This window comes from Chryseobacterium sp. KACC 21268, assembly GCA_028736075.1.
Lineage (GTDB): Bacteria > Bacteroidota > Bacteroidia > Flavobacteriales > Weeksellaceae > Epilithonimonas.
The window spans coordinates 631,167-653,515 of record CP117875.1; the positions used below are offsets into that span (position 1 = coordinate 631,167).

Annotated in this window: 16 protein-coding genes; 9 read left to right on the plus strand and 7 right to left on the minus strand. The window is 38.3% G+C overall.

The window, feature by feature from the left end:
* Positions 1 to 60: 60 nt before the first annotated feature.
* The 3 genes from PQ459_03040 to PQ459_03050 form a co-directional block, all read right to left on the minus strand.
* Positions 61 to 2,355 carry a T9SS type A sorting domain-containing protein gene (locus tag PQ459_03040; GenBank protein ID WDF47468.1) on the minus strand — a complete coding sequence of 765 codons (2,295 nt, stop codon included), beginning with the start codon at positions 2,353 to 2,355 and terminating at the stop codon, positions 61 to 63.
* 101 nt (positions 2,356 to 2,456) lie between these two features.
* Positions 2,457 to 4,016 (minus strand): tetratricopeptide repeat protein, encoded by a 1,560-nt coding sequence (locus PQ459_03045; protein ID WDF47469.1) that lies wholly within the window; start codon positions 4,014 to 4,016, stop codon positions 2,457 to 2,459.
* 207 nt (positions 4,017 to 4,223) lie between these two features.
* Entirely contained in the window at positions 4,224 to 4,883 is a 660-nt protein-coding gene (locus PQ459_03050; protein ID WDF47470.1) for a helix-turn-helix transcriptional regulator, read from the minus strand.
* 95 nt (positions 4,884 to 4,978) lie between these two features.
* On the opposite strand from PQ459_03050, the gene PQ459_03055 reads away from it, so the two are divergent.
* From PQ459_03055 to PQ459_03095, 9 genes are all read left to right on the plus strand, one after another.
* On the plus strand, positions 4,979 to 5,368 hold the full coding sequence (locus tag PQ459_03055; protein ID WDF47471.1) for a molecular chaperone Tir: 390 nt from the start codon (positions 4,979 to 4,981) through the stop codon (positions 5,366 to 5,368).
* Positions 5,369 to 5,379: 11 nt separating this feature from the next.
* Positions 5,380 to 6,072 (plus strand): PspA/IM30 family protein, encoded by a 693-nt coding sequence (locus PQ459_03060; protein WDF47472.1) that lies wholly within the window; start codon positions 5,380 to 5,382, stop codon positions 6,070 to 6,072.
* A gap of 18 nt (positions 6,073 to 6,090) precedes the next feature.
* Positions 6,091 to 6,285: a DUF4177 domain-containing protein gene (locus PQ459_03065; GenBank protein WDF47473.1), complete on the plus strand. Its 195-nt coding sequence runs from the start codon at positions 6,091 to 6,093 to the stop codon at positions 6,283 to 6,285.
* A gap of 29 nt (positions 6,286 to 6,314) precedes the next feature.
* Positions 6,315 to 6,992, plus strand: a complete 678-nt coding sequence (locus PQ459_03070; GenBank protein WDF47474.1) for a hypothetical protein — start codon at positions 6,315 to 6,317, stop codon at positions 6,990 to 6,992.
* A 3-nt stretch (positions 6,993 to 6,995) separates the two neighbouring features.
* A complete protein-coding gene (locus PQ459_03075) occupies positions 6,996 to 9,110 on the plus strand; it encodes a flotillin family protein (GenBank protein ID WDF47475.1) in 2,115 nt (704 codons plus the stop codon).
* Positions 9,111 to 9,230: 120 nt separating this feature from the next.
* Positions 9,231 to 14,063 carry a DNA repair ATPase gene (locus PQ459_03080; GenBank protein ID WDF47476.1) on the plus strand — a complete coding sequence of 1,611 codons (4,833 nt, stop codon included), beginning with the start codon at positions 9,231 to 9,233 and terminating at the stop codon, positions 14,061 to 14,063.
* Between the two features lie 70 nt (positions 14,064 to 14,133).
* A complete protein-coding gene (locus PQ459_03085; GenBank protein ID WDF47477.1) occupies positions 14,134 to 15,141 on the plus strand; it encodes a quinone-dependent dihydroorotate dehydrogenase in 1,008 nt (335 codons plus the stop codon).
* A gap of 307 nt (positions 15,142 to 15,448) precedes the next feature.
* A complete protein-coding gene (locus PQ459_03090; protein WDF47478.1) occupies positions 15,449 to 17,812 on the plus strand; it encodes an outer membrane beta-barrel family protein in 2,364 nt (787 codons plus the stop codon).
* Positions 17,813 to 17,822: 10 nt separating this feature from the next.
* Complete coding sequence (locus tag PQ459_03095) at positions 17,823 to 18,062, plus strand: DUF2007 domain-containing protein (GenBank protein ID WDF47479.1); 240 nt, start codon at positions 17,823 to 17,825, stop codon at positions 18,060 to 18,062.
* 51 nt (positions 18,063 to 18,113) lie between these two features.
* Here the strand turns inward: PQ459_03095 and PQ459_03100 are convergent, their stop codons facing one another.
* The 4 genes from PQ459_03100 to PQ459_03115 all read right to left on the minus strand — a co-directional run bounded on the left by PQ459_03100 (position 18,114) and on the right by PQ459_03115 (position 22,329).
* Positions 18,114 to 20,420, minus strand: a complete 2,307-nt coding sequence (locus tag PQ459_03100; GenBank protein WDF48683.1) for a TonB-dependent receptor — start codon at positions 20,418 to 20,420, stop codon at positions 18,114 to 18,116.
* Between the two features lie 44 nt (positions 20,421 to 20,464).
* The gene (locus tag PQ459_03105; protein WDF47480.1) at positions 20,465 to 20,857 is read right to left on the minus strand and encodes a heavy-metal-associated domain-containing protein; all 393 of its coding nucleotides are present in this window, start codon (positions 20,855 to 20,857) and stop codon (positions 20,465 to 20,467) included.
* 139 nt (positions 20,858 to 20,996) lie between these two features.
* Positions 20,997 to 21,341 (minus strand): hypothetical protein, encoded by a 345-nt coding sequence (locus PQ459_03110; protein WDF47481.1) that lies wholly within the window; start codon positions 21,339 to 21,341, stop codon positions 20,997 to 20,999.
* A gap of 115 nt (positions 21,342 to 21,456) precedes the next feature.
* Entirely contained in the window at positions 21,457 to 22,329 is an 873-nt protein-coding gene (locus PQ459_03115) for a DUF4349 domain-containing protein (protein WDF47482.1), read from the minus strand.
* Positions 22,330 to 22,349: the final 20 nt, after the last annotated feature.

Genomic DNA, 22,349 nt, shown 5'->3' on the forward strand with positions numbered 1-22,349 from the left:
AAGCTTCTCAATTCGAGAAGCTTTTCCAATTCATTTTCATCAATTTATTTTTACTGACTATTACTTTTTGATGATCTTGCTGCTAACAATACTGTTATCGGCGGTTACGATCTTAAGAACGTAAACACCTTTTGGCAGCTTCGAAACATTCACTTCGTTCGTGTTGCTTTCCAATAGTTTTTTACCATTCATATCGTATAAAGCGACAGACTTCATATTCTTGCTATCGATGTGAACAATATCTACCGTAGGATTCGGATACACCAAAACTTTCGCTTTTCCTGTCGAAACTTCGTTGTTTGCCAAGACGTCCAGATTCAAATTATATCCCAACAGACCCAGATCGGTAGAAGCAATATAGATGTAAGCTTTCTTGTCGGAGAAATCAACGGTGATCGAATTACTTTCTGTTTCCAAAAGGTCGGTTCTCGGTACTGTGGTCCAGTTCGTCCCATTGTCCACAGAATAATGAATATTGAAAATGTCAAACTGACTGGTGTAAGTGGTTGATACAAGAACGCCAGGATTGACATCGGAATAGAACACCTTGTTCGCCACAAACTGGGAAACCAGATTCCAAGTCAAACCTTGATCATTCGAAACGAATACGCCTGAAGAAGTTCCTAAAGCCAGACGGTTCGTATTGTTTGGATCTTGGGTGATGTCGTAGATCGCTGTATCAAAAGTAATGTCATCGCCAATTGTAACCGCTGTCCAATTTTCGCCGCCATCAATCGTTTTGTAAACTTCTGACCCGATCAGGATGAAAAATTCATTCGAGATATTATTTGGATGTAGTAGTTTGAAAACTGGATTTGTCGTTGGCAAAGTAATATTGGTAACGATAATGTTGTTTTGATCGTTAAAATTGATCTTGTTCAATTCACCTTGACCCCAATTGTTGAAAGTGGTCATGATCTGATTGGTAACCTGCGGATCTGGAACCACGCTAGACAAACCAGCAGAGAAAGTGTTGAAGATTGGACTAAAGGTCGCGCCAAAATCATCACTCAAAGACAAGGTCGATCCCATAAAACCACCTGAGAAAGAATACATACGACCTTCTTTTTTAGAATCAGGAATGTAAGCAGTCGCATTGTTGTTGCTTACGATATTAAGCGGAACGATGTTGTGCGCGGTCTCTGTATTGTCCAAAAGATTTCTATGGACAAAACCACCCTGAACACTATAGAAAAGATGTCTGGAAGTTGAATTTTCAAACAGATTCACACCGCCTGTAGAACTATAAAATGGTGTCTGGATCTGTGTTAATGTTGTTGCATTGTCCGCAGAGAACAAAGGCTTATAGTTGGAAGTAATGACCAATTCACCTGCTTTGAACGGATTGAAACTCGCTTTGATCCCGTAATAATAGCTGTCCAGATTGTCGTACGGATATTCTACATTCTGCCAAGTGTTTCCGCCATCTTTGGTAGAGATGATCTCATCTTCTTCCAAAACAATCACGTGGTTGTTATCGAATGGATCAAATTGGATATCAACAATGTCATTCAAAATCCCGTTGGTTCCGAAAGTGATATTCTCATCTTCCCAGGTTTCGCCGCCATCGGCTGAATGATGAAGTTTTTCAGGCGCTGCCCCAAAACTGATTCCTGTACCAGCGTAGATCTCCTCTGGATTATTCGGATTGAATTCCAAAGTGCTGAGAACACTTCCTGCTAGTTTTTCAGTGAAATTATCGCCGCCGTCGGTAGAGATTCTTAATCCACCATAAACACCTTCGCTTCCGTTTCCGTTGGCAATGTAAAGTTTGTTTTGGTTAACTGGTGAAAATGCGACAAAGCTGGTGATAATGTTGTTGTGGTCTGGCGAATAGTAAACTTCTTTCCAGCTCGTTCCGCCGTCATTGGTTGTATAAACGCGATTTGCCGTTCCCCAACCAAATGGAAACTGTGAACTTACAATGAGGTTGTTCTTGTCACTCCCGAAAAAGTTGTAGGCATTGACAAAAGGAATCTCATCAAGATTTGGTAATGTGTAGGTTTTGCTAATGGTCTTTGTAGCAATATCAAGGATATGAAGCTCGCCAATCCCACCTTGAAGTGTGGTAAACGAAAGGAACGAACCATCCTTACTGATATTTAATTTCGAAATACTGATTCCGCCACCAGCAGATGGTAAAGAATAGAAGACATTCCAGGTATTTCCGTTGTCTTTTGAAACGACGATGTGGCTCGTGATGGTGATTGCGTAGATCGTGTTTTGTTCCTGTACGCTGTAGGTCAGGTCGAAGATTCTCCCGAACTCATTTTTGCTCAAAACTTGGGTTTGGGCGTTGGCATTGCCTGTGAAAAGCGCAAGCAAAATGCCAGCTAAAAAAGTAATTTTTCTCATATATCTAATTTTATACTCAAATGTTGTGATAAAAATTAGCAATGCAAAAAAATACAGCGGAAATAGTTGGACGACAGTTCAGAAATAGTGTGACAAATTCGCTAAAGACTTGTAATATAGTTATATAGGTCTATGTTGTCATCCTGATTCATTTTCTTGATGATGCGCTCTTTTCGCTTCCTGCAAGCCTCGGTCGTGATGCTTAGAAGGGAAGAAATCTCCTTCATCGACAGATTCATATAAACGTAAGAAAGAAAACGAAGGTCGTTCGAGTTGAGGTCGGGATGAAGTGTTTTGAGTTTGTTAATGAAACCTTGATTTACCTCTTCAAAATGGATGAAAAAACTTTCCTCCTCGCGGCTTTGTCTTTGGAAAATTTTCAGTTGTTTGATGATATTGCTGACATCTTGATTTTCGAAATCATTATCCGTTTGTCTGGAAAGCGTTCTCACGAGGTCGTCTATCAATTCAATTTTAGTGGTAAGTTGAAGCGCTTTGGTGGTCAGTTTTCGATTCTTGGCTTCGATTTCATTTTTATATTTTTCCTCTTCCAACAGAGCCAGAACTTCTTTTTCTTTTAATTGATTTTCAAGGATTTCCTTGTTCTTTTTCTCTTTTTCGAGTTCCAGTTTTGCGATTTCGGCATTGCTTTGTTCGATGATTTTCTGCTGTTTATTTTTAACAATGCTGTTTCTCAAGGCCCAAAAAATAATAATGACAATGAAAATCGCCAGCAAAATTCCTTTGATGAAAAAAGAACGTTCAGTTGTCAGTTTTTCCTGACTTTCCGCCAGATTTTTCTGAGATTTTTGAAGTTCAAATTTGATTTTACTGTTCTCGAAAAGCTGTCCATTCTTGATTTGATTCACCGAATCTTTAATCATCATCACCGAATCTTTGTAAGCAACAGCGCGCTCGATATTGTTCGCTTTTTTGTACAAAAGACTGAATCGCTCGTACAGATTTTCCTTAAAATCATAATTCAAATTGCTTTTTTCCGCCAATTCGAGATAATGAAAAGACTTAGGTAAATCATTTTTATGCTCCGAAATCGAGGATAAGTTGTACAGAATCTGCGTCTTATATTCTGAATGTTCAATGCCATTTAATTTTGGCAGCAATTCAGCAGAGATTTTCTCAGCTTCATCATATTGTTTCAGATTGACCAAGGTTTCCACCAAAGTCGCTTTTGCAAGTAAAGCATAAGGCGAATTTTCCGTTAGCTTCAAAGCTTCATCGATGAACTGTTTGGCTTTTCTGTAATCTTTCTTTTCGTTGGAGACTATGGTAAGATTAATCGCATATAATCCTTTGGAAGTGTTGTTGTTAACCTTTCCTGCGAGTTCGTAAGCTTTGGTAAAATATTCTTCTGCCTTCTCGGTTTTTTTGTCTCGGGAATAGAGGATTGCGATGTTGTTTAGCACCGTCATTTCTGATTTTTCATCCAAATGTGCAACAGCAATTTTGTAGGCATCAAGGTAATTGTTGAGCGCTTCGCCGTAGTCCAATCGCATATAATAATTCGCGCCGATGTTGTTCGTAGCAAGGAATTCCTCGCGGTACCATTTGTTTTCCTGCGCAATTTTCCTAGTCTTGGTCAGGATTTCGAGAGATTTTGCGTAATCCTTTTTGTTCATCGCTTCCACGCCTTCAATAATCATCTTTTCACAATCTTTTGGCGTGATTGCGAAAATCTGAAAAGGTAACAAAAGCAGGAATATTATAAAAACTAAATTTCTACTAAAACACTTTGGAATCATTTACTTTTTTGGCTAAAAACAAGTAAAGATAATAAAGATTTAGTTCCTGCATTATTTGAATTATATTAATGGAACTAAAAATAAATTATTATGAGTGAAATTTCAGCCTTAAACAGACTTCTCGAATTTGCCGTAATATTTCCAGAAATTATCGATGTCATTTATTGAAAATTCCTCTTCGTGCCAGTCATTCAAAACGAGGAAAATCTGCTTTTCCTTCACTCGGAATTGCCCAATGAAAAAAGATGCCTTGCTGAAAAACAAACCGTATTGATTGTCCAACGTATGAAGCAAATCCACCTCAAGTTTTTTGAAGAAGGCGATATCTGTTTCACGAAACTGAAAATCGGAATGGTGATTCACAGATTCATCCAACTCCAGGGCAAGAAAATCTTTCGGGCTGTAAATCGGAAATTGGATTTTTGCTAATGATCCCAGGCTGTCGTGAAAATCCAGAATCTGAGAAATATGATTGCGATCGATGAAGGGAATGGTTTTGAAATCAGAAACGGTTTCCTGTTCTTTGGTTTCAAAATGATCGTTGAAGTTCAATATTTCGTTGACGGAAAGTTGATTGTTCAACAAATGGTCAAGCGGAATGCTAAAATAATTGGCAATTTTTGTCACAACATCAATCTTTGGTTCGGCTCTTAACTCTTCATAAGAAGAGATATTCCCTCTCGAAAGTTCAAAAAGTTCCGCAAAAGCCTGTTGACTAAAGCCTTTGACCTTTCTAAGTTTCTTGATGTTATGTCCAATTTGGCTCATTTTGCAAAAATATTTATAAAAAGTTGCTAATTATTTTAGCAAATTTATTATATTTGTATCAAACATACAAACAAAAACTATAAAAGTAACTAACAATGGACTTTAAAACTGTAGAGCAATATATTCGTAATCTTGACTACAAAATAGTGCACAAGTCTGAAGAATCGGGAGTTTTCGTCATAGAAAATTCTTTGGATGGCATCCATAATCTGATTGTGGGCATCGCACCGCCGGTCATCATTTTTGAGCAGTATCTTTTTACGATTACGACAGATTCGATGGAAATGTTCAAATCCCTGCTGATGAAGAACAGAGATATGATCCACGGTGCATTTGCAATCACGGAAGATGGTAAAAAAGTGATTTTCCGATATACCTTGCAGATTCACAATTTGGATTTCAATGAGTTCGAGGCGGCCATCAATTCATTAAGTCTCCTAATAAGTGAATATTACGAGCAACTGATTCAATTTTCAAAACTTTAAAACCAAATACAATGAATATTTTTAAAAAAATTTTTAGAATAGGACAAGCGGAGATTCATTCCGTAGTCGAAAAGATGGAAGACCCGATCAAAATGACGGAACAAGGTATCCGCGAAATGCGAGATGATCTTGATCAATCTCTTGAAGCTTATGCAAAAGTGAAAGCCTTGGCGATCCGCACCAAAAACAATGCGGATAAAAAAGGTGAAGAAGCAAAAGAGTTTGAGCAAAAAGCAATTCTATTGTTGCAAAAAGCACAATCCAGCGAGTTGGAAACTGAAAAAGCGGAAGCTCTGGCGAAAGAGGCTTTGATGCTAAAAAAACAATTGGTCTCTGAATCTGAGGAATTAATAAAACAAGCAGAAGTTCACGAAAAATCTGTCAATGAATTGCAGAAGAATATTGATGTTCTTAAATTTAACATCAACAAATGGGAAAGCGAACTTTCGACTTTGAAAGCCAGAGTCAAAGTTTCCAACGCGACCAAAGAAGTGAACCGACAAATGGCGAAGATCGATTCAAATTCCACCATCAGTATGTTGGAAAGAATGAAGGAAAAAGTGGAAGAGGACGAAGCTTTGTCACAGGCCTATGGTTCTATGGCTACGGGAAACAAAACCGTGACAGATGAAATAGATGAAGCGCTCGGAACCAATTCTGTGGACAAAGATCTGGAAGATTTGAAAAGGCAACTCGGAATTTAACAACAAAAACTATAAATAATGAAAAAAAGATTTGAATACAAAACGATAGAGATCAAACCAAAGGGAACTTGGTCTTGGAAATTCGACATCGAAGAAATTGACAAGGTGCTTAACAAGTATGGAATGGATGGCTGGGAACTGGTTTCGGTTGCCAGCCGGGATATGAGCGGAACGGCTTACGGATTCCATTACACGTTCAAGAGAGAGATTTAAGGTATCATTGAAATCACAAAAATAAAACTATGACAGAACTCTTTAATCTATTGTTTCATCCGCTTCCAAATGGCGTAATGACCGTACTTACAGGTGTTTCATTGTTGTACTGGGTTTTCGTGCTTTTCTCCGGAGACGGCTTGGATTTCGGGATGGATGCGGATCTGGACGCTGAGGGAATCGGTGATGTGAATGATGTGGACGGCGACGTGCATCACGACCAGCCGGGATTTTTTTCCAAGGCTTTGGATTTCATCAATATCGGGAAAGCACCGTTGATGGTGATTGTCACCTTGTTCAAATTCATCGGTTGGATTATCACGATTGTCTCATCGTTGTTTATTTCAATTGGACAATTCGGGTTTTGGTCTTTGCTGATTTTGATTCCCATATTTCTCGTGACCTACTTCATTATGCACTGGCTCACAAAACCAATTGCGAAATTCTACGAAAGCATCGGCTACAAAGGCGAAGAACCACACGATTATTTGGGAAGAACGGGAATTATGAAATCCAGTCTTGCAGGTGAGAAGATTGGTTCTGCAGAATTTGTCATCAACAAAGATGTGATTCGGCTCAATGTAAAAAGCATCGATGGAACATCTATTGGCTATAATGACGACGTTATCATCATCGATGAAACTAAGGACAAAAGAATATATCTAGTAAAAAAAGAAATTAACATTCATAACATTAAAAATCAATAAACTATGACTCAAATGACCATTTTAGCGATTGGTGGGAGCAATATTATGCTACTCATCGTTGGAATAATCGTCTTCCTTTTTATTGCCTTTTTGGTAGTATTAAGTTCATTCTATAAAAAAATTCCGCAAGGAAAAGCCATTGTCCGAACTGGAGTTGGTGGAACCAATGTTGCCTTCAACAAAGGGATGTACGTGGTTCCGATTTTCCATAAGATGGAAATAATGGACATCTCCGTTAAAAAAATTGACATTGCCCGTATGGAAAACGACGGATTGATCTGCAAAGACAATATCCGCGCAGACATCAAAGTGGCTTTTTTCGTGCGAGTGAATAAATCTGTGGATGATGTCATCAGCGTTGCACAGAACTTGGGTTGCGAAAGAGCCTCTGACCCAGAAACTTTGAAAAGTATTTTCGAGGCTAAGTTTTCTGAAGCTTTGAAAACAGTAGGAAAAAAATTCGATTTTATTGAATTGTATGAAGCCAGAAGAGAATTCCGAGATGAGATTCTGAATATCATCGGAACAGATTTAAATGGTTATATATTAGATGATTGCGCCATTGATTATCTTGAACAGACAGAATTGCGTTTCCTAAGTGCAGAGAATATCTTGGATTCAGAAGGGATCAGAAAGATCACAGAATTGACCGCACAGCAAAATATGAACGCCAATCTCATCCGCAGAGCAGAAGAGAAAACTATCAAAAAACAAAACGTTGAGGCGCGCGAGGCGATTTTGGAACTGGAAAGACAATTGGCAGAAAAAGAAGAACGTCAAAAACGTGAAATCGAAAATATCAAAGCCCGAGAAAATGCCGAGATTCTGAAAGTGAACGAAGAAGAGCGTTTGAAATCCGAAACCGTGAGAATCCAAACCGAGGAAACGCTTGCAGTACAGGAAGAAAATAAACTTCGCCAAATCATCATCGCAGAAAAAAACAAATTGCGTACAGATGCCGTAGAAACCGAAAGAGTGGAGAAAGACCGCGCATTGGAGCAAACCGAAAGAGAAAGAATCGTAACGCTAGCTCAGATTGAGAAAGAAAGAACCATCGAAACGGAGAAAAAATCGATCCAAAATGTGATCAAAGAACGCGTGCAATTGGAAAAGGGCGTGGTAGAAGAGCAGCAAAACGTGAAAGATGTAGAAATCTACCGCGATGCAGAACGCAAGAAACAAGCCGGCGTTATCGCTGCAAGTCAGGAAGCAGAAGAAAGATTGGTTGCAACGGTGAAAGCGGCAGAAGCTTCAAGAATTGCCGCCGAGCAGGAAAAGGAAAAGAAAATCATTGATGCCGATGCACAGAAAAGCGTTGCAGAAAGAAAGGCTCAAGAATTAATCATTGATGCCGAAGCGAAAAAAGAAGCGGCAACGAAAGAAGCAGAAGCAAGAAAAATCATCGCGGAAGCACAAGCTAAAGAAGAAGCGGCAATTGGGTTATCCGAAGCAGAAGTAATGATCGCCAAGGCAGAAGCGCAGGAAGTTCAGGGTGAAAAAGAAGCATCTGTGATCGAGAAAAAAGCTGAAGCTGTTCGCAAGGAAGGTTTGGCTCAGGCTGAGGTTGTTCGTGAAAAAGCATTAGCAGAGGCAAAAGGCATCGAAGGAAAAGCTGACGCGATGAAAAAACTTAACGAAGCGGGACAATCTCACGAGGAGTTCAAGCTACAGTTGCAGAAAGAAAAAGACGTGGAATTGGCTCAAATCAACATCCAAAAAGATATCGCATCTGCACAGGCTGAAGTGCTTTCTGAAGCTTTGAAAACTGCGAAGATCGACATCGTTGGTGGTGAGACAATGTTCTTTGAGAATATCGTGCGACAAGTTTCCAACTCCAAAGGTTTTGACCACTTGATCAACAATTCACAACACGCTTTGGACATCAAAAGTTCTTTGATGGGACCAGACGGAAAAGGTGACTTGGCAGAAAAAGTCAGAAATCTTGCAGAAAGATATGGAATCTCATCCAACGACATCAAAAACCTGACAGTTTCTGCAGCGTTGATCAAACTTCAGCAAGCTTCCTCATCGGCTGAAAATACGGAGGATACCAATTTTATCAATTCCCTTTTCGGAATGGCAAAAAACCTTGGGATTTCCAATAGAAAATTAGGATAACCATATTAAGCCAGTGCAAATATCTGTGTGCTTTTCAATCGGTAAAGCGCACAGAAACTGCACGACTGTCAAATTAAACTTCGACAAAAATTCAAAGAACAATTCTCAAAATTGTTTATAATGGAAGAAACAAAAAATCAAAATATTCAGTTGGATTCCGGTGCGTACGAAATCATCCGAAAGCGTTTGCAGACGCAGAAAGATGATCTGATCTCACGTTTGCAGGAACTGAATGTTTCAAGAAAAGAAGTCTTTAGTTCTACCAATTTTGTTCTAAAGGCCAACCAAAGAATTGACACAGAAAACACTTGCGTAGCGAGAGGAATTATCGCGATCGACCGCATTTGCATCTTCGGGTACAATGTTCATTTTGGACTTCGGACAGAGATTCGTCTGGAAGATGTTTTCAGTATCTATCAGTTTGATGGAGAGCAATTTATCCCTCAGTCTTTGGATGTAATCTCTGATGCCAATTTCATTAATGATTATCAGAATCTTTACAAATATTACCGCGATTCTATTTTCTCCAAGTTCAGAAGAACGGAGAATTATCTCTATATGATTTTCCAGATCAGCAAAAATACGGATGACTTAAAAGCATTCAAATGGCTCATCAAAGATGGAAAACTGATTTATCAGGACGATAGAAGCATCCACGAGGTAAAACCGCCGGCTCAACTGGAATTTGAATGGAAAAAAACGACGTTGGAAGACAGACGATTGGGTAAATTCCCACACGTTTCTATTCTGGACAAGGTTTTTATCGAAGCGATGGGTGGCGATATCACTTTTAAAATCGAGGACAACACAGATTCTGGAAAAGGAATCTATTCTGAAAAAGTGACCAATCTGGATCAGCAATTGGACGATGCAGATTACTATTACGCAGACCTCGGAAATCTGATTGCCATTAGAATCAAGCCTTATCAGGAGGATTTTCGGACTTACGTTTTCAATGTCAGAACTAAGGAAGTCATCAATTTACCTTCGCTGAAGGAATCGGCGATTCTGCTTCCGGACAATCAAGGCATCATTTTTTCGAATGGCTATTATTTGCAAAATGGCGTTCACAAGATTTTCGATGCGCATCTGGAAAACGTCCAGTTCCTGCGCAAAATTGCATCGCCAAATGGGGAAGATTTTCTTTACATCTTTACTCAGCCGGAGAGCAACACCTACATTCTGATGTCGTACAACATCATTCAGCAATCCGTAGAAACACCGATTATCTGCAATGGTTTTACGGTTTTCAATGATGGGAATATGATCTATTTCCGAACCGAGGCCGAAGCAACGCGACATCATCAGGTTCAGATTTGGGAAACGCCGTATATGGCTGTTCTGAAGGAAAATCTTGAAAAGAAAAACGATCCGCTCTACAAAGTGGGGAACAAGCAGATTGTTCAGGCAATGGCGGAAGCGCAGGAGGTGATTCAGTTGATCAATAAAGAAGATTCGTATGAAGGTTTGTACGAGGATATTCTTCGCAGATCGAACACGCTTTTGGATTCTTATTTTTGGATCAAAGATGCTTCACTTAAAAATTTAGGTGAACCTTTGAAACAGATCAAAGAAATTGCCAACACAGCGATTGATGAATTTGTAAAAGTCCAGACCCAGCGGAAACACGCGGAAGAAATTTTGTCCGTTACCGATAAGAAATTAGAAGAATTAATTTTCAAAATCAATAGCACCACGGTCGAAACTTTGGACCAGATGGTTCATCAGCTTGCCGATGCCAGAAAATTGCAGGGCGAAGTGATTGATTTGAAAAATGTCCGCTACATCGATATTTCCGGAGTTGACGCACTTCTGGAAAAATTAGGCGAAATCAACACCGATTTGTCGGACAAAACCATCGCCTTCCTTTTGCGAGAGGAAGCGCTTTTGCCTTATGAGCAAAAAGTGGAACTTCAGAAGCAGAAAGTTCTGGAAATAGCCAAAGTTTTTGATGCAAAAGAAGTTGAAACCATCAACGACGAAATCTCCGGCGAACTGGAACTTTTGATTGATATTCTCAACAGCCTGAAAATCGAGGACGCCACACAAACCACGAAAATCATTGAGAAGATTGCAGTTATTTTTTCTTCATTGAATGAAATTCGGGCATCACTTTCCAGAAAATTGACGTCGCTGAGAAGTACCGAAGCCGTTGCCTCGTTTACAGCGCAGATGACGCTTTTGGAACAATCCGTTGCCAATTATATGGAACTTTCCACATCTACAGAAAAAGTGGATGAATATTACACCAAGATTGTCGTTCAGCTCGAAGAATTGGAAAGCAAGTTTTCTGAGTTTGATGATTTTGCGCTGAAGATTGCGGATAAGAGAGATGAGGTCATCAAGGCTTTTAACACCAGAAGAGAGCAAATCGTCGAGCAAGTCAACAAGCGAACTTCTTCTTTGGAGCAGATTGGACTTCGCGTTCTCAAAAACATCGAAAACAAATCCAAAACCTTTGCTACGAGGGAAGAAATCCTGAGTTTCTACGCTTCAGATTTAATGATTGACAAAATCCGTCAGTTGGTTTCCGAGCTTAAGACTTTGGACGATGTTTCGAAGGCAGAAAACCTCGAAAATCTCATCAAAAAATCTCAGGAAGATGCGTTGAGAATTTTAAGAGATAAAACCGAATTGTACGTTGATGGCGAAAATATTATTGCACTCGGAAAGCATAAATTCTCGGTCAATAATCAATCATTAAGCCTGACTTTATTAAACCGAAATGGCGAGTTGTTTTATCATTTGACGGGAACCAGTTTTTATCAGAAAGTCAATAATATTGAGATTACAGCGTTCAAGGATATTTGGGAACAGGAACTGATTTCGGAAAATGGAGAAGTTTATCGAGGCGAATATTTGGCTTACAAAACATTTCTGGCTTCGAAGAATTCGAAAGAATTCGACGCAGAGCAGTTCATCAACCAAACCATTGAGCAGAATTATTCTGAGAATTATGTGAAAGGCGTTCACAATTTTGATGCGTTGCAAATCTACAATGCATTGAAAGCGATGGACGAAAAGTTAGACCTTTTGCGCTACGATTCGCATTTGAGAGCCACTTCGCAACTGTTTTGGCATCACCTTTCGGAGGAGCGACGAACAAAATTGCAAGCGTTGATGAATTCCACAAATGCCGTTTTGAAGACTTTCCCAAATTCGACCAGATTCGAATCTGTCATTAATGAAGTATCAACTGAGTTTTTAGCTTGGCAAACGACATTGGATTTGACGAGCTTGGATTCGCGAATTGTTGCAAAATATCTTTTTGAAACGTTGACGAAATTCGGAAAGTTTGCGATTAGCGAATCTTCCGACCATTTTAATCAGGAATTCGTTCGTCTTTTGGAATCGAAAAAAGCTTTGACAGATTTCAGAAATGATTTGGAGAATGAGCAATTTTCTTTGACAGACCGTTTCTATCTTGTTTTGAATTGGCTCAATTCCTTCATCGATGAAAACGAAAACCTGGAAAATTACCGAAAATATACAGAAGAGACAGCTACTTCTTTACTCTTTCCGAAAGATGAATATCAACTGATTTTTGGAAAAGATGAAGCAGAAATCACAGACTTGAAAGGGAATCATCCCACGCTGGAAAACGGAAATTTAAAACTTGACTATTATGCTTTCATTCATAAGTTACATTTTTTTGAAACTGTTAAAGTTCCTCGTTTCGCTTCTTTCTTAAAACTAAAAGAACAGCTCAGTAAAAATTACGAAAAGGAACTTAAAATCAATGAGTTCGAGCCCAAAGTTTTAACGTCATTCGTTCGAAACAAATTAATCAACGAGGTTTATTTTCCATTGATAGGAAACAATCTTTCAAAGCAATTGGGCACAGCTGGAGACAACAAACGTACGGCGAGAATGGGAATGTTGCTCTTGATTTCTCCTCCAGGTTACGGAAAAACAACCTTGATGGAATATCTTGCCAAAACAATGGGACTTCATTTTGTGAAAGTCAATGGCCCAACCATCGGACATTCCATCACTTCCATAGACCCGATTGAAGCCAAAACTTCCGGCGAAAGAGAAGAGTTGAAAAAAATCAATCTCGCTTTCGAAATGGCAGATAATGTGATGCTGTATCTGGATGATATTCAGCATTTGAACACGGAGTTTTTGCAGAAATTCATTTCGTTGGCAGACGGACAAAGAAAAATTGACGGGATTTTCCAAGGTGAAAGTAAAACCTACGATTTGCGTGGAAAGCGATTTTGCATCGTGATGGCGGGAAATCCGTACACAGAAAGCGGTTCGAAATTCCAAGTTCCGGATATGCTTGCAAACCGTGCAGATGTGTACAATTTGGGTGATGTCATCGGCGATACGGAACATTTGTTCAATTTAAGTTTGATTGAAAATGCGTCGATTGAAAATTCGAATCTGGAAAAAATCGCCAGCAAATCCTTCAAAGATTTTTACGCCTTGACCAACTTTGTAGAATCTGGAGCAGAACAACTTCCGGATTTGGAAGGCAATTATCAGAAGCAGGAAATCGATGATTTTAATTCAGTTTTGAGACATATTTTGAAAATCAGAAATGTGGTCATAAAAGTAAATCAGAACTACATCCAATCTGCGGCGATGCAGGATTCTTACAGAACGGAACCGCCTTTCAAAATGCAAGGTTCTTACAGGAATATGAGCAAATTGGTTACGCAAGTCGTTCCGATGATGAATGACAAGGAAATAGACCAGCTCATCCTTTCCCATTACGAAAACGAGTCACAGACTTTGACCGCGGACACGGAAAGCAATCTATTGAAATTGAAACAATTAGCAGGATTAATGACAGATGATGAGAAACAACGTTGGGAAGACATCAAAGAAATTTTCAAAAAGAACAACAAGCACGGCGGACTCGGAAAAGACGACAAAGTATTTGCCCAGTTTTTAGAATTCAATGAAAATCTTGAGGGCATTATCAACGCAATCAAAAACAAATAAAATCAAAGCCTAATCACGCGATTGGGCTTTTTTTGTTTATGATTTTGTAGATTTGTAAAACTTTTCTCCGATGTACAAAAGCCTAATTCGTCCGCTTCTTTTCAAATTCGACCCAGAAGAAGTTCATCACTTTACATTTTCTGCTCTCAAGAATTTTGGTTTTCTGGCCAAATTATTTTTACCAAAACCAATTGTTGACAAACGTCTCGAGCGTGAAGTTTTCGGATTGAAATTCAAAAATCCGGTTGGTTTGGCGGCTGGTTTTGATAAAGACGCCAAACTCTTCAATGAACTTTCTGACCTCGGATTTGGCTTCATAGAAATCGGAACTTTGACACCGAAACCTCAGGCTGGAAATGATAAAAAACGATTGTTCCGATTGAAGGAAGATTCTGCTATCATCAACCGAATGGGATTCAATAATGGTGGTGTGGACGAAGCGATTGAAAGATTAAAGAAAAACAAAAACGTTCTCATTGGTGGAAATATCGGAAAAAATAAAGTGACGCCAAATGAAGAAGCGGTCAACGATTATAAAATCTGTTTCGAGAAATTATTTCCTTACGTTGATTATTTCGTGGTGAATGTAAGTTCGCCAAACACACCAAATCTCCGCGAACTTCAGGACAAAAAACCTTTGACAGAATTGTTGTCAACACTTCAAAACCTTAATCTCGAAAAGCCAAAACAGAAACCAATCCTTCTGAAAATCGCACCCGATTTGACAGACGAGCAACTTTTGGATATTATTGATATCATTAAAGAAACTCAAATCGCTGGCGTGATTGCGACGAATACAACTTTGTCAAGAGAAAATTTAATCTCAGAAAACAAAACCGAAACTGGCGGACTTTCCGGAAAACCATTGACAAAACGTTCGACGGAAGTCATCAGATTTCTCTCAGAAAAAAGTGGAAAAGCGTTTCCAATCATCGGCGTTGGCGGAATCCATACGGCACAAGATGCGATAGAAAAACTTGATGCTGGCGCGAGTCTTGTACAGCTTTATACAGGATTTATTTACGAAGGTCCGGAGTTGATTAATGAAATCAATCGGGAAATTCTGAAGAGAAAGTAATAGTTTTAAACCACAAAAGTCACAAAAGAAAATCTGCAATTAAAGTTTCAAACAGTTTATAAATAGCTTTGTAAATATCCGTTTTTAGTTTTAACATTAAACTTAGCGTCATTTTTGTCATTCCGTAGGAATCTAAACTGCCTTTGCTTTTAGTGCGTTGAGATTGACTTCGTCGAACCTCTTCGTTAGGTTTCCTACGGAATGACAAACAGATGGAAAAAGCTTAGTTATTATTATGGATATTCATAAAAGCTTTGTGGTTTTCAAAACAAATTTTTTCAAGAAATGATGTAATAAAACAAAGCTGATGATTGTTTTAACCAAAACAACCATTCAAAACTCATTATCAGTGACAAAAAGCATTTTACTGTTTTTTCTTCTTATGACGACCGTATTCTCGGCTCAACAAAATCTTAAGATTGATGGAATTATCATTAGTTCAAACCAAGAAAAAGTTGCATTGCCGATTGCGGTTTATCTGTTTGGTGCTGAAAATCAATTATTAAAAACAACAATCGCCCAGGATTCAAAGTTTGAATTTGACCAATTGAAATCGGGGAATTATCATATTCAGTTGTCTTCAGATGACATTATTCAAAATGAAAAACCATTTAATCTTGAAAAAAATCTGGCGATAAAAATCATTTTCGAACCCAAAAGTTCGCAGATTGAAGAGGTAACAATCAATGCTAAGAAAAAGATTTTCAAGGTAGAAAATGGAAATATTACACTGGATGTCGCCAATTCTCCTTTGAACACCTTGCCAACTTCTACCGATTTATTATCAAAATTACCTTTTGTAATGATGGATGCCAATGGCGAAGGATTATCGTTTGTCGGAAAAGGAACACCTTTGCTTTATGTTGATAATCAAAGGGTTGATTTTTCGATGTTATCTTCGATTTCAGTAGACGATATCAAATCTGTGGAAATCATCAGAAATCCTTCTGTCAAATATGAATCCGAGGGAAAAGCTGTGATAAAGGTCAATCTTAAAAAAAGCAGAAAAGACGGTTCGCAAATTAGTATTACGGAAACGGCAACTTTCCAGAAACGTTTTAGTAATTATTTAGGAGTCAATTTCCAGCAAAAGAAAAACAAGACGGAATGGAAGGTGAATACGGCCTACAACCAAATCAACCACTGGGAAAGCAACGGTTTTAATTATTCGGTTCCGAGTAAAAATATTAGTTCTGATTACATTATAAAATCAATTACAAAAAGACCACAAACCATCTTAGGTGCGAGCCTGTATCAGGAACTTAATGACGATGGCGATTACATTACAGTCAGTTTAAATGGGAATTTTCGACCAGATAAAGGCGATAATACTACCGATACTTTTTATTCAGAAAATGGGAATTCCAAAGATGTCAAAACGCTTAATCAGCAAGACAATAAAAGGGCGACAATCAACTCTATCTTTAATTATAAGAAGAAAATAACAGATTGGGATGCTGAGGTTTTGACCGGATTTCAGTTCAAACGGGAAAGCAAAAATGTAGATTATCAATTTTTCAATGACACCAACAATTCTGGTTACGAATTCAATCAATTTCGAGTTCAGCGATATTCTGGGAATGTTTATTCGGGAAGAATTGATATCGAGAAAAAATTGAGTGAAAATTACCGTCTGGAATTGGGCGGAAATTACACCAAAGCTGAAACCAAAAATGATAACAGAACAACTTATCAGAATAATCAAAATCCGGAGTTCTATCATTATGATTTCAAGGAATCAAATCTTGCGGGTTACACAAATCTCGCTTTTAATGCAGACCAATGGAATATCAATGCTGGTTTGAGAACTGAATCAACCAATGCAGAAGGTTTTGATAAAATTACGAATGAAACTAAAATCAAAAGAGATTATTTGGACTGGTTTCCAAATGCAGAAATCAGTTTCAAGCAAAATGACAATTACGAATATACACTGAATTTCAGAAAAAGTATTTCACGTCCCAACTACGGAGATTTGTCTTCTGGCGGTTTGTACGGAAGTCCGTATGTTGAATATCAGGGCAATCCGGATTTGATTCCGACTTACACCAACACGCTTACTTTCACGACCAATCTCAATAAAATATCCGTCAATGCTTCAGCTTACAAGAGCAAAAATCCATTGGGTTACACCTTGGTTTATGATGATGACAGAAATATTTCGAAGTTCACGGCCATTAATTTTGATGAAGAATCGGGCGTTTCTTTGGGTGTAGATGTTCCTGTTCAATGGAAAAAATGGACTTCACAAAATAGTCTTTCCGTGAATTATGACAAAGTCGAAGATTCTTTGGCGGTTCTGAAAAAATCGACACCTTACGTTTATTTTTCCACTAATAATACGGTGAATGTCTGGAAATATTTATCCGTTTTGCTAGATGGTTCTTACATCACAAAACGTGTAGAAGGATTGTATGAAAATAATGCAATGTGTCTGGTAAATCTCGGTTTGACGTCCTCTGTTTCCGATTTTGATTTTACCGTTCGTTACAACGATGTTTTCAATCAAATGAATTACATCCAAAAAATGTCTTACGACAAAATCGCATCGACTGGCACCTTTTTTGGCAATACACCTACCATATCGCTTTCTGCGAAATATAACTTTGGAAAATTGAAAAAGTCCAATTACAAGGAAAAAGCGGTCAACGAGAATGCCAACAGGCTATAATTTAAATTTAATGAAAATCGATATGGAATTAGTCACACTCAAAATATTCAACACAGAAATAGAAGCGGAGATGCTTAAGATTTTCCTAGAAACAAACGGCGTAGAAACCTTTGTCTTCGGGAATATTCTAGCGAATACTTATAATTTGTTCAACACGACAAGTGGCGGTGTTCAGCTCAAGGTGTCCGAAAACGACTTTGAAAAAGCTAATGAATTGATGACCGAGTTTTATAACAAAGACAATCAATAAAAAAACAAACCTCGCCAAAACTGACGAGGTTTGTTTTTAATATTTTAAAGTTTAAAACTTAAAATCCACACCAACATAGAAATTCTGTTTCATAATTGGCGCATAAACCATTCCGCCATCAAAGTAATTTCCGAAAGGATTTCCAGCATCCAAAATCGCAACTTTCTGTTGATATCCAGTCAAATTCTCACCACCCAAATAAACCCTGATTTTCTCAGAGAAATTCCTAGAAATCTGAGCATTCAAAGTAGAATAGCTTGGTGAATAATCTCCAATCTGGAATTCTGCAGGATTCGATTTTGTGTTGGGAAGTCTTTGTTTTCCAACTAAATTTAATGTCGTATCAAAACTCCAAAATCTGCCTTTCTCCGTTTTGTTGGTGGAATAAGCCAAGTTCGCAAATCCTCTGTGCTTCGCCATAAACGGGACTTTTTTCAATCCGCTCAAATAATCCAAAGCCACATCATAATATTTGTAGGCCACTCGGAATTCTAAATTTTTCACTGGCTGAAAATCCCATTGCGTCTGGAAACTGTTCGCAAATGATTTTCCTTCAAGATTATAAAAAAGAATTTTCTGAGCTGATTCATCCAAATCCGTCACGACTTGGTTTTGGAAATCTGTTCTGAAAAAATCAGCTAACAAAGTTGATTTTCTTCCAAACAATTTGAATTCCTGCTGAAGACTCACACCATAATTCCAAGCGATTTCAGGTTTCAAACCATAGATTTCGCCACCATTATTGATAACTTGAATTTCTCGATTCGAAGCAAAATATGATTGACTTTCCGCAAAGATATTCGCAGTTCGGAAACCTCTTCCGGCTGAAATTCTGAAAATGGTTTTCGGTGTCAAATCATATTTGAAATTCATTCTCGGCGTAAACTGCGTTCCTGCAAGATTGTGAAAATCCACTCGAGCGCCCGTTACCAAAGTGAATTTTTCGCCTGTCAAGGTATATTCTGCAAACAGTCCTGGAACGGTTTCGGTTCTTTTGTAATTGTCCAAAAGATAATCTTCATCGTATTTATCGTATAAGAAACTCGCACCAACTTTATATTTATTATTTGTATTTCCGATGATGCTTTCGAAAATCAAATTGGAATAATAAGACGTTTCTTTTCCATAATAATTTCTCAATCCGAAAAAGCTATCTTGCTGATGATAAGTCATTTGGTTCATCCAACCCAAACTCTGGTAAGGTTTGCCTTTGAAAATATAACCCGTCTTGTTCCACAATTGAAACCTCGAAATATCAATCCCAACACCATAAAGAGATTGGTCTTTCTGCGGAATTCTTTTGTTAAATCCAATTTGTCCGGCAGTTCGCTCATCTTTCAGGAAATTAATTCCAAAATGCGAAGCGAATCCGGAACTTTCCAAATCATTGTAATTCAACAAATAAGCTACATTTAGCTGACTTCCTTTTGGTCGGTCAAGAAAGTTATCATCGTTCATATCCGTATCACCAAAAGTTCCGTTTCCGTGTAACAAAACACTTTGATTCCATTTGTCAGAAATTGGTGAAGTGCTGGTCACATTCGCTTCAACTCGTCCATTGTTATCAGAGAACAAATTGATTTCTGTTTCCGATTTTTTATCATCGTCGTGAGATTTCAAAAGTTCGGTGTTGATTTGTCCTGTGATACTTTCGTAGCCGTTCACAACCGTGCTTCCGCCTTTCGTCAATTGGATTCCGCCAATCCATTTTCCTGGAATGAAATTCAGACCATAAGCCGAAGCCAAACCTCGGATTTCCGGCAATTGCTCTTTGGTTAGAAGCGTATATTTTTGGTCTAATCCCAACATTTTCAATTGCTTGGTTCCCGTCACCGCATTGCTGAAAGAAACATCCACAGTCGCATTGGTTTCAAAACTTTCGGACAGATTACAACACGCCGCTTTCAACAATTCCTTGGAACTGATATTGAAAATCAAGCCTGCTTCCTTTTTGCTGATTGCGGTTGCTTCCTTTTCTCGGGTAATTTTCACACCTTCGATTTGCTTTGCATTCGAATCCAAATCTGTGTGGACATTTTCATTTTTATCAGCACCTCTCGTGTAAAGGCAACACGCAGGCAAAGCTTTGTACGCATCTTCCGACGCTTTGAATTTCTCGTTGTCGTGACCGGCTTCTGCCACTTGTTTTAGAATCGTGTCGCAAGTGACTTTGGACTCGTCCAAAACCATTGTCAAGGTTTGGGTTTCTGCGCTCCAATTGGCGGAGATTGCGCCTGCTTTTGTCGCAGTAGTTTCTATTCTGGCTTTGCACATATTGCAGTTCCCTTTCACCAAAAACTGTTCTGTCACAGCTTGGGCAAAGGAAAAAACAGACGTCAGCAACAGCACAAAAAACATCAGTTTTTTACTTAAATTGTTCATCGTCAAAAATTTTGAATGGATTATTTAAGTTCGCAAACTTGTTTTGGGTCGCAGTTTTTCGCCAACTTTTTGCTGTTGTCCGGACGGTCGTACTGGCAACAAACTTCCAAATCGTCATAGACTTTGCTGGACGCACGGAACATTTCGTTGTCGTGACCAACTTCTGCAATGCTTTTTAGGATTGCTTTTTTGTCGGTTTTGGAAGCGTCGTAACTAACAGTCAAGGTTTTTTTGCTCACGCTCCAGACGGCAGATTTTACGTTCTTGTCGGATTTTGCAACCGTTTCGATGCGGTCTTTGCACATTCCGCAGTTGCCTTCCACTTTCGCTTTGAAGGTTTTTGTCTGCGCAGAAAAATTTGAAAATAGAAATATAGATAGGAATAGAATTCCTGATTTTATGATTGTATTCATTTTGATTAATTTTAATTATTTGATTTATGTTTAATAAATCTTGAATTTATATTCTCACAGATTTTACGGATTTAGCAGATTAACTTTCAGAAAAAAATCTGCAAGATTTGCTTAATCAGCGAGAGAAAATAATTTAAAATTAACCAAGTTTAGGCGGTTGCCAAATAATGAATGCTCGCGCTAACGGCGATTGAGAATAATAAGAATACTGATTTTCGATTTGGAAAATTGGCGTTCTCAGTTTGTTGTCGAAGTTATTCAATACAACAGAAAACACGAATCCGGAACTGCAGGTTTTGCAAGTCGTGCAATTATCCTTGCAGTCTTTTTCCTTTTTCGAATCGTGACTGCAAGATTTTGAAGATGCATCTTCCTTCTCACAACAGTCAGAATTATTGGATTGAGATTCACAACAAGAACTCTGAGCCACTTGCGCATTGAAATTCTGCTTCGGAAATACAAAAATCCCCAAACAGAAAATCATAAAAAAAAGTTGCAGTTTTCTCAACATCGTTTTGCAAAATTAGGAAATAAAAATAACATACAATTTGTCATTCCGTAGGAATCTAAACTGTTGAGATTCCTACGGAATGACAAAATTATGGTTTGATAGTAGGTTTTCTCCTTCTCCAAAAATAAAATATCAATCCGCCAAGCAAAACAATCGGCCAGATAGAAATCAGGAAAACAAAAATCTGCTGAATCAAATAAAAGCCTTCCACAAAAGCATTTTTCACATCGAAAAAGAAATTGTATTTGTACTCATTATCAATGTTTTTGGTATTGACAATTGGGATTTTCGCCACACTAGTGCTTGGTTCTTTGATGTAAATATCCACCGTGGAATATTTCAGTTGGTCGGCAAGGATTTCGTCAGAATATTTTTGAGAATTGGCTTGAGACATATTGTCGTCATCAAGTTTCACTTTGTCTTTTCCGGTTTTCAATTGAGAAATGTTTGTGCTGGTTTTCGCTTGTCTTTCAGCTTCCATTTTAGACAGTTTGATATTTGCGGTCACGTCTTCGGCAGAAATAATTCTGGAATTTAGGAACACTTTTTTGTCATTGATGAAATCCAAAAATTCCCCCAATTTCTCGGTCGGAACGCGCACTTGCATTCTATTGTGATTCTGAAATTTCCTTATCAACATCGACGATTCGTCAGAAATATTGTAAGTGTTTTCCGACAAAGTCTGCGCTTCCATTCGGCTCTGCGTCACAAATCCACCAAGCGAAATCAAATGTTTCTCGATTGATATCGTCGCGCCATAGACGTCCTTCACTTCCATATCCACTTCCGCCGTTTTCACAAATTGTTTCCCTTCCACGGTTTGCGTTGCCGCCACAGAAACATCATCAGAAACAACCGCCGCGCTATCTGCAGTTGCGTAAGCTGATTCTGCGTATTCGCCCTTTTTACATCCGATTAAAAGTAAAGCCATTAAGCTTATTGATAAGATTTTCGTTTTCATAATAGATTATTTTTGAGTTA

Excerpts from the sequence above, each read along its gene's own strand:
- PQ459_03040 (WDF47468.1), bottom strand. The coding sequence starts at position 2,355 with ATGAGAAAAATTACTTTTTTAGCTGGCATTTTGCTTGCGCTTTTCACA.
- PQ459_03045 (WDF47469.1), bottom strand. The coding sequence starts at position 4,016 with ATGATTATTGAAGGCGTGGAAGCGATGAACAAAAAGGATTACGCAAAA.
- PQ459_03050 (WDF47470.1), bottom strand. The coding sequence starts at position 4,883 with ATGAGCCAAATTGGACATAACATCAAGAAACTTAGAAAGGTCAAAGGC.
- PQ459_03055 (WDF47471.1), top strand. The coding sequence starts at position 4,979 with ATGGACTTTAAAACTGTAGAGCAATATATTCGTAATCTTGACTACAAA.
- PQ459_03060 (WDF47472.1), top strand. The coding sequence starts at position 5,380 with ATGAATATTTTTAAAAAAATTTTTAGAATAGGACAAGCGGAGATTCAT.
- PQ459_03065 (WDF47473.1), top strand. The coding sequence starts at position 6,091 with ATGAAAAAAAGATTTGAATACAAAACGATAGAGATCAAACCAAAGGGA.
- PQ459_03070 (WDF47474.1), top strand. The coding sequence starts at position 6,315 with ATGACAGAACTCTTTAATCTATTGTTTCATCCGCTTCCAAATGGCGTA.
- PQ459_03075 (WDF47475.1), top strand. The coding sequence starts at position 6,996 with ATGACTCAAATGACCATTTTAGCGATTGGTGGGAGCAATATTATGCTA.
- PQ459_03080 (WDF47476.1), top strand. The coding sequence starts at position 9,231 with ATGGAAGAAACAAAAAATCAAAATATTCAGTTGGATTCCGGTGCGTAC.
- PQ459_03085 (WDF47477.1), top strand. The coding sequence starts at position 14,134 with ATGTACAAAAGCCTAATTCGTCCGCTTCTTTTCAAATTCGACCCAGAA.
- PQ459_03090 (WDF47478.1), top strand. The coding sequence starts at position 15,449 with ATGATTGTTTTAACCAAAACAACCATTCAAAACTCATTATCAGTGACA.
- PQ459_03095 (WDF47479.1), top strand. The coding sequence starts at position 17,823 with ATGAAAATCGATATGGAATTAGTCACACTCAAAATATTCAACACAGAA.
- PQ459_03100 (WDF48683.1), bottom strand. The coding sequence starts at position 20,420 with ATGTTTTTTGTGCTGTTGCTGACGTCTGTTTTTTCCTTTGCCCAAGCT.
- PQ459_03105 (WDF47480.1), bottom strand. The coding sequence starts at position 20,857 with ATGAATACAATCATAAAATCAGGAATTCTATTCCTATCTATATTTCTA.
- PQ459_03110 (WDF47481.1), bottom strand. The coding sequence starts at position 21,341 with ATGATTTTCTGTTTGGGGATTTTTGTATTTCCGAAGCAGAATTTCAAT.
- PQ459_03115 (WDF47482.1), bottom strand. The coding sequence starts at position 22,329 with ATGAAAACGAAAATCTTATCAATAAGCTTAATGGCTTTACTTTTAATC.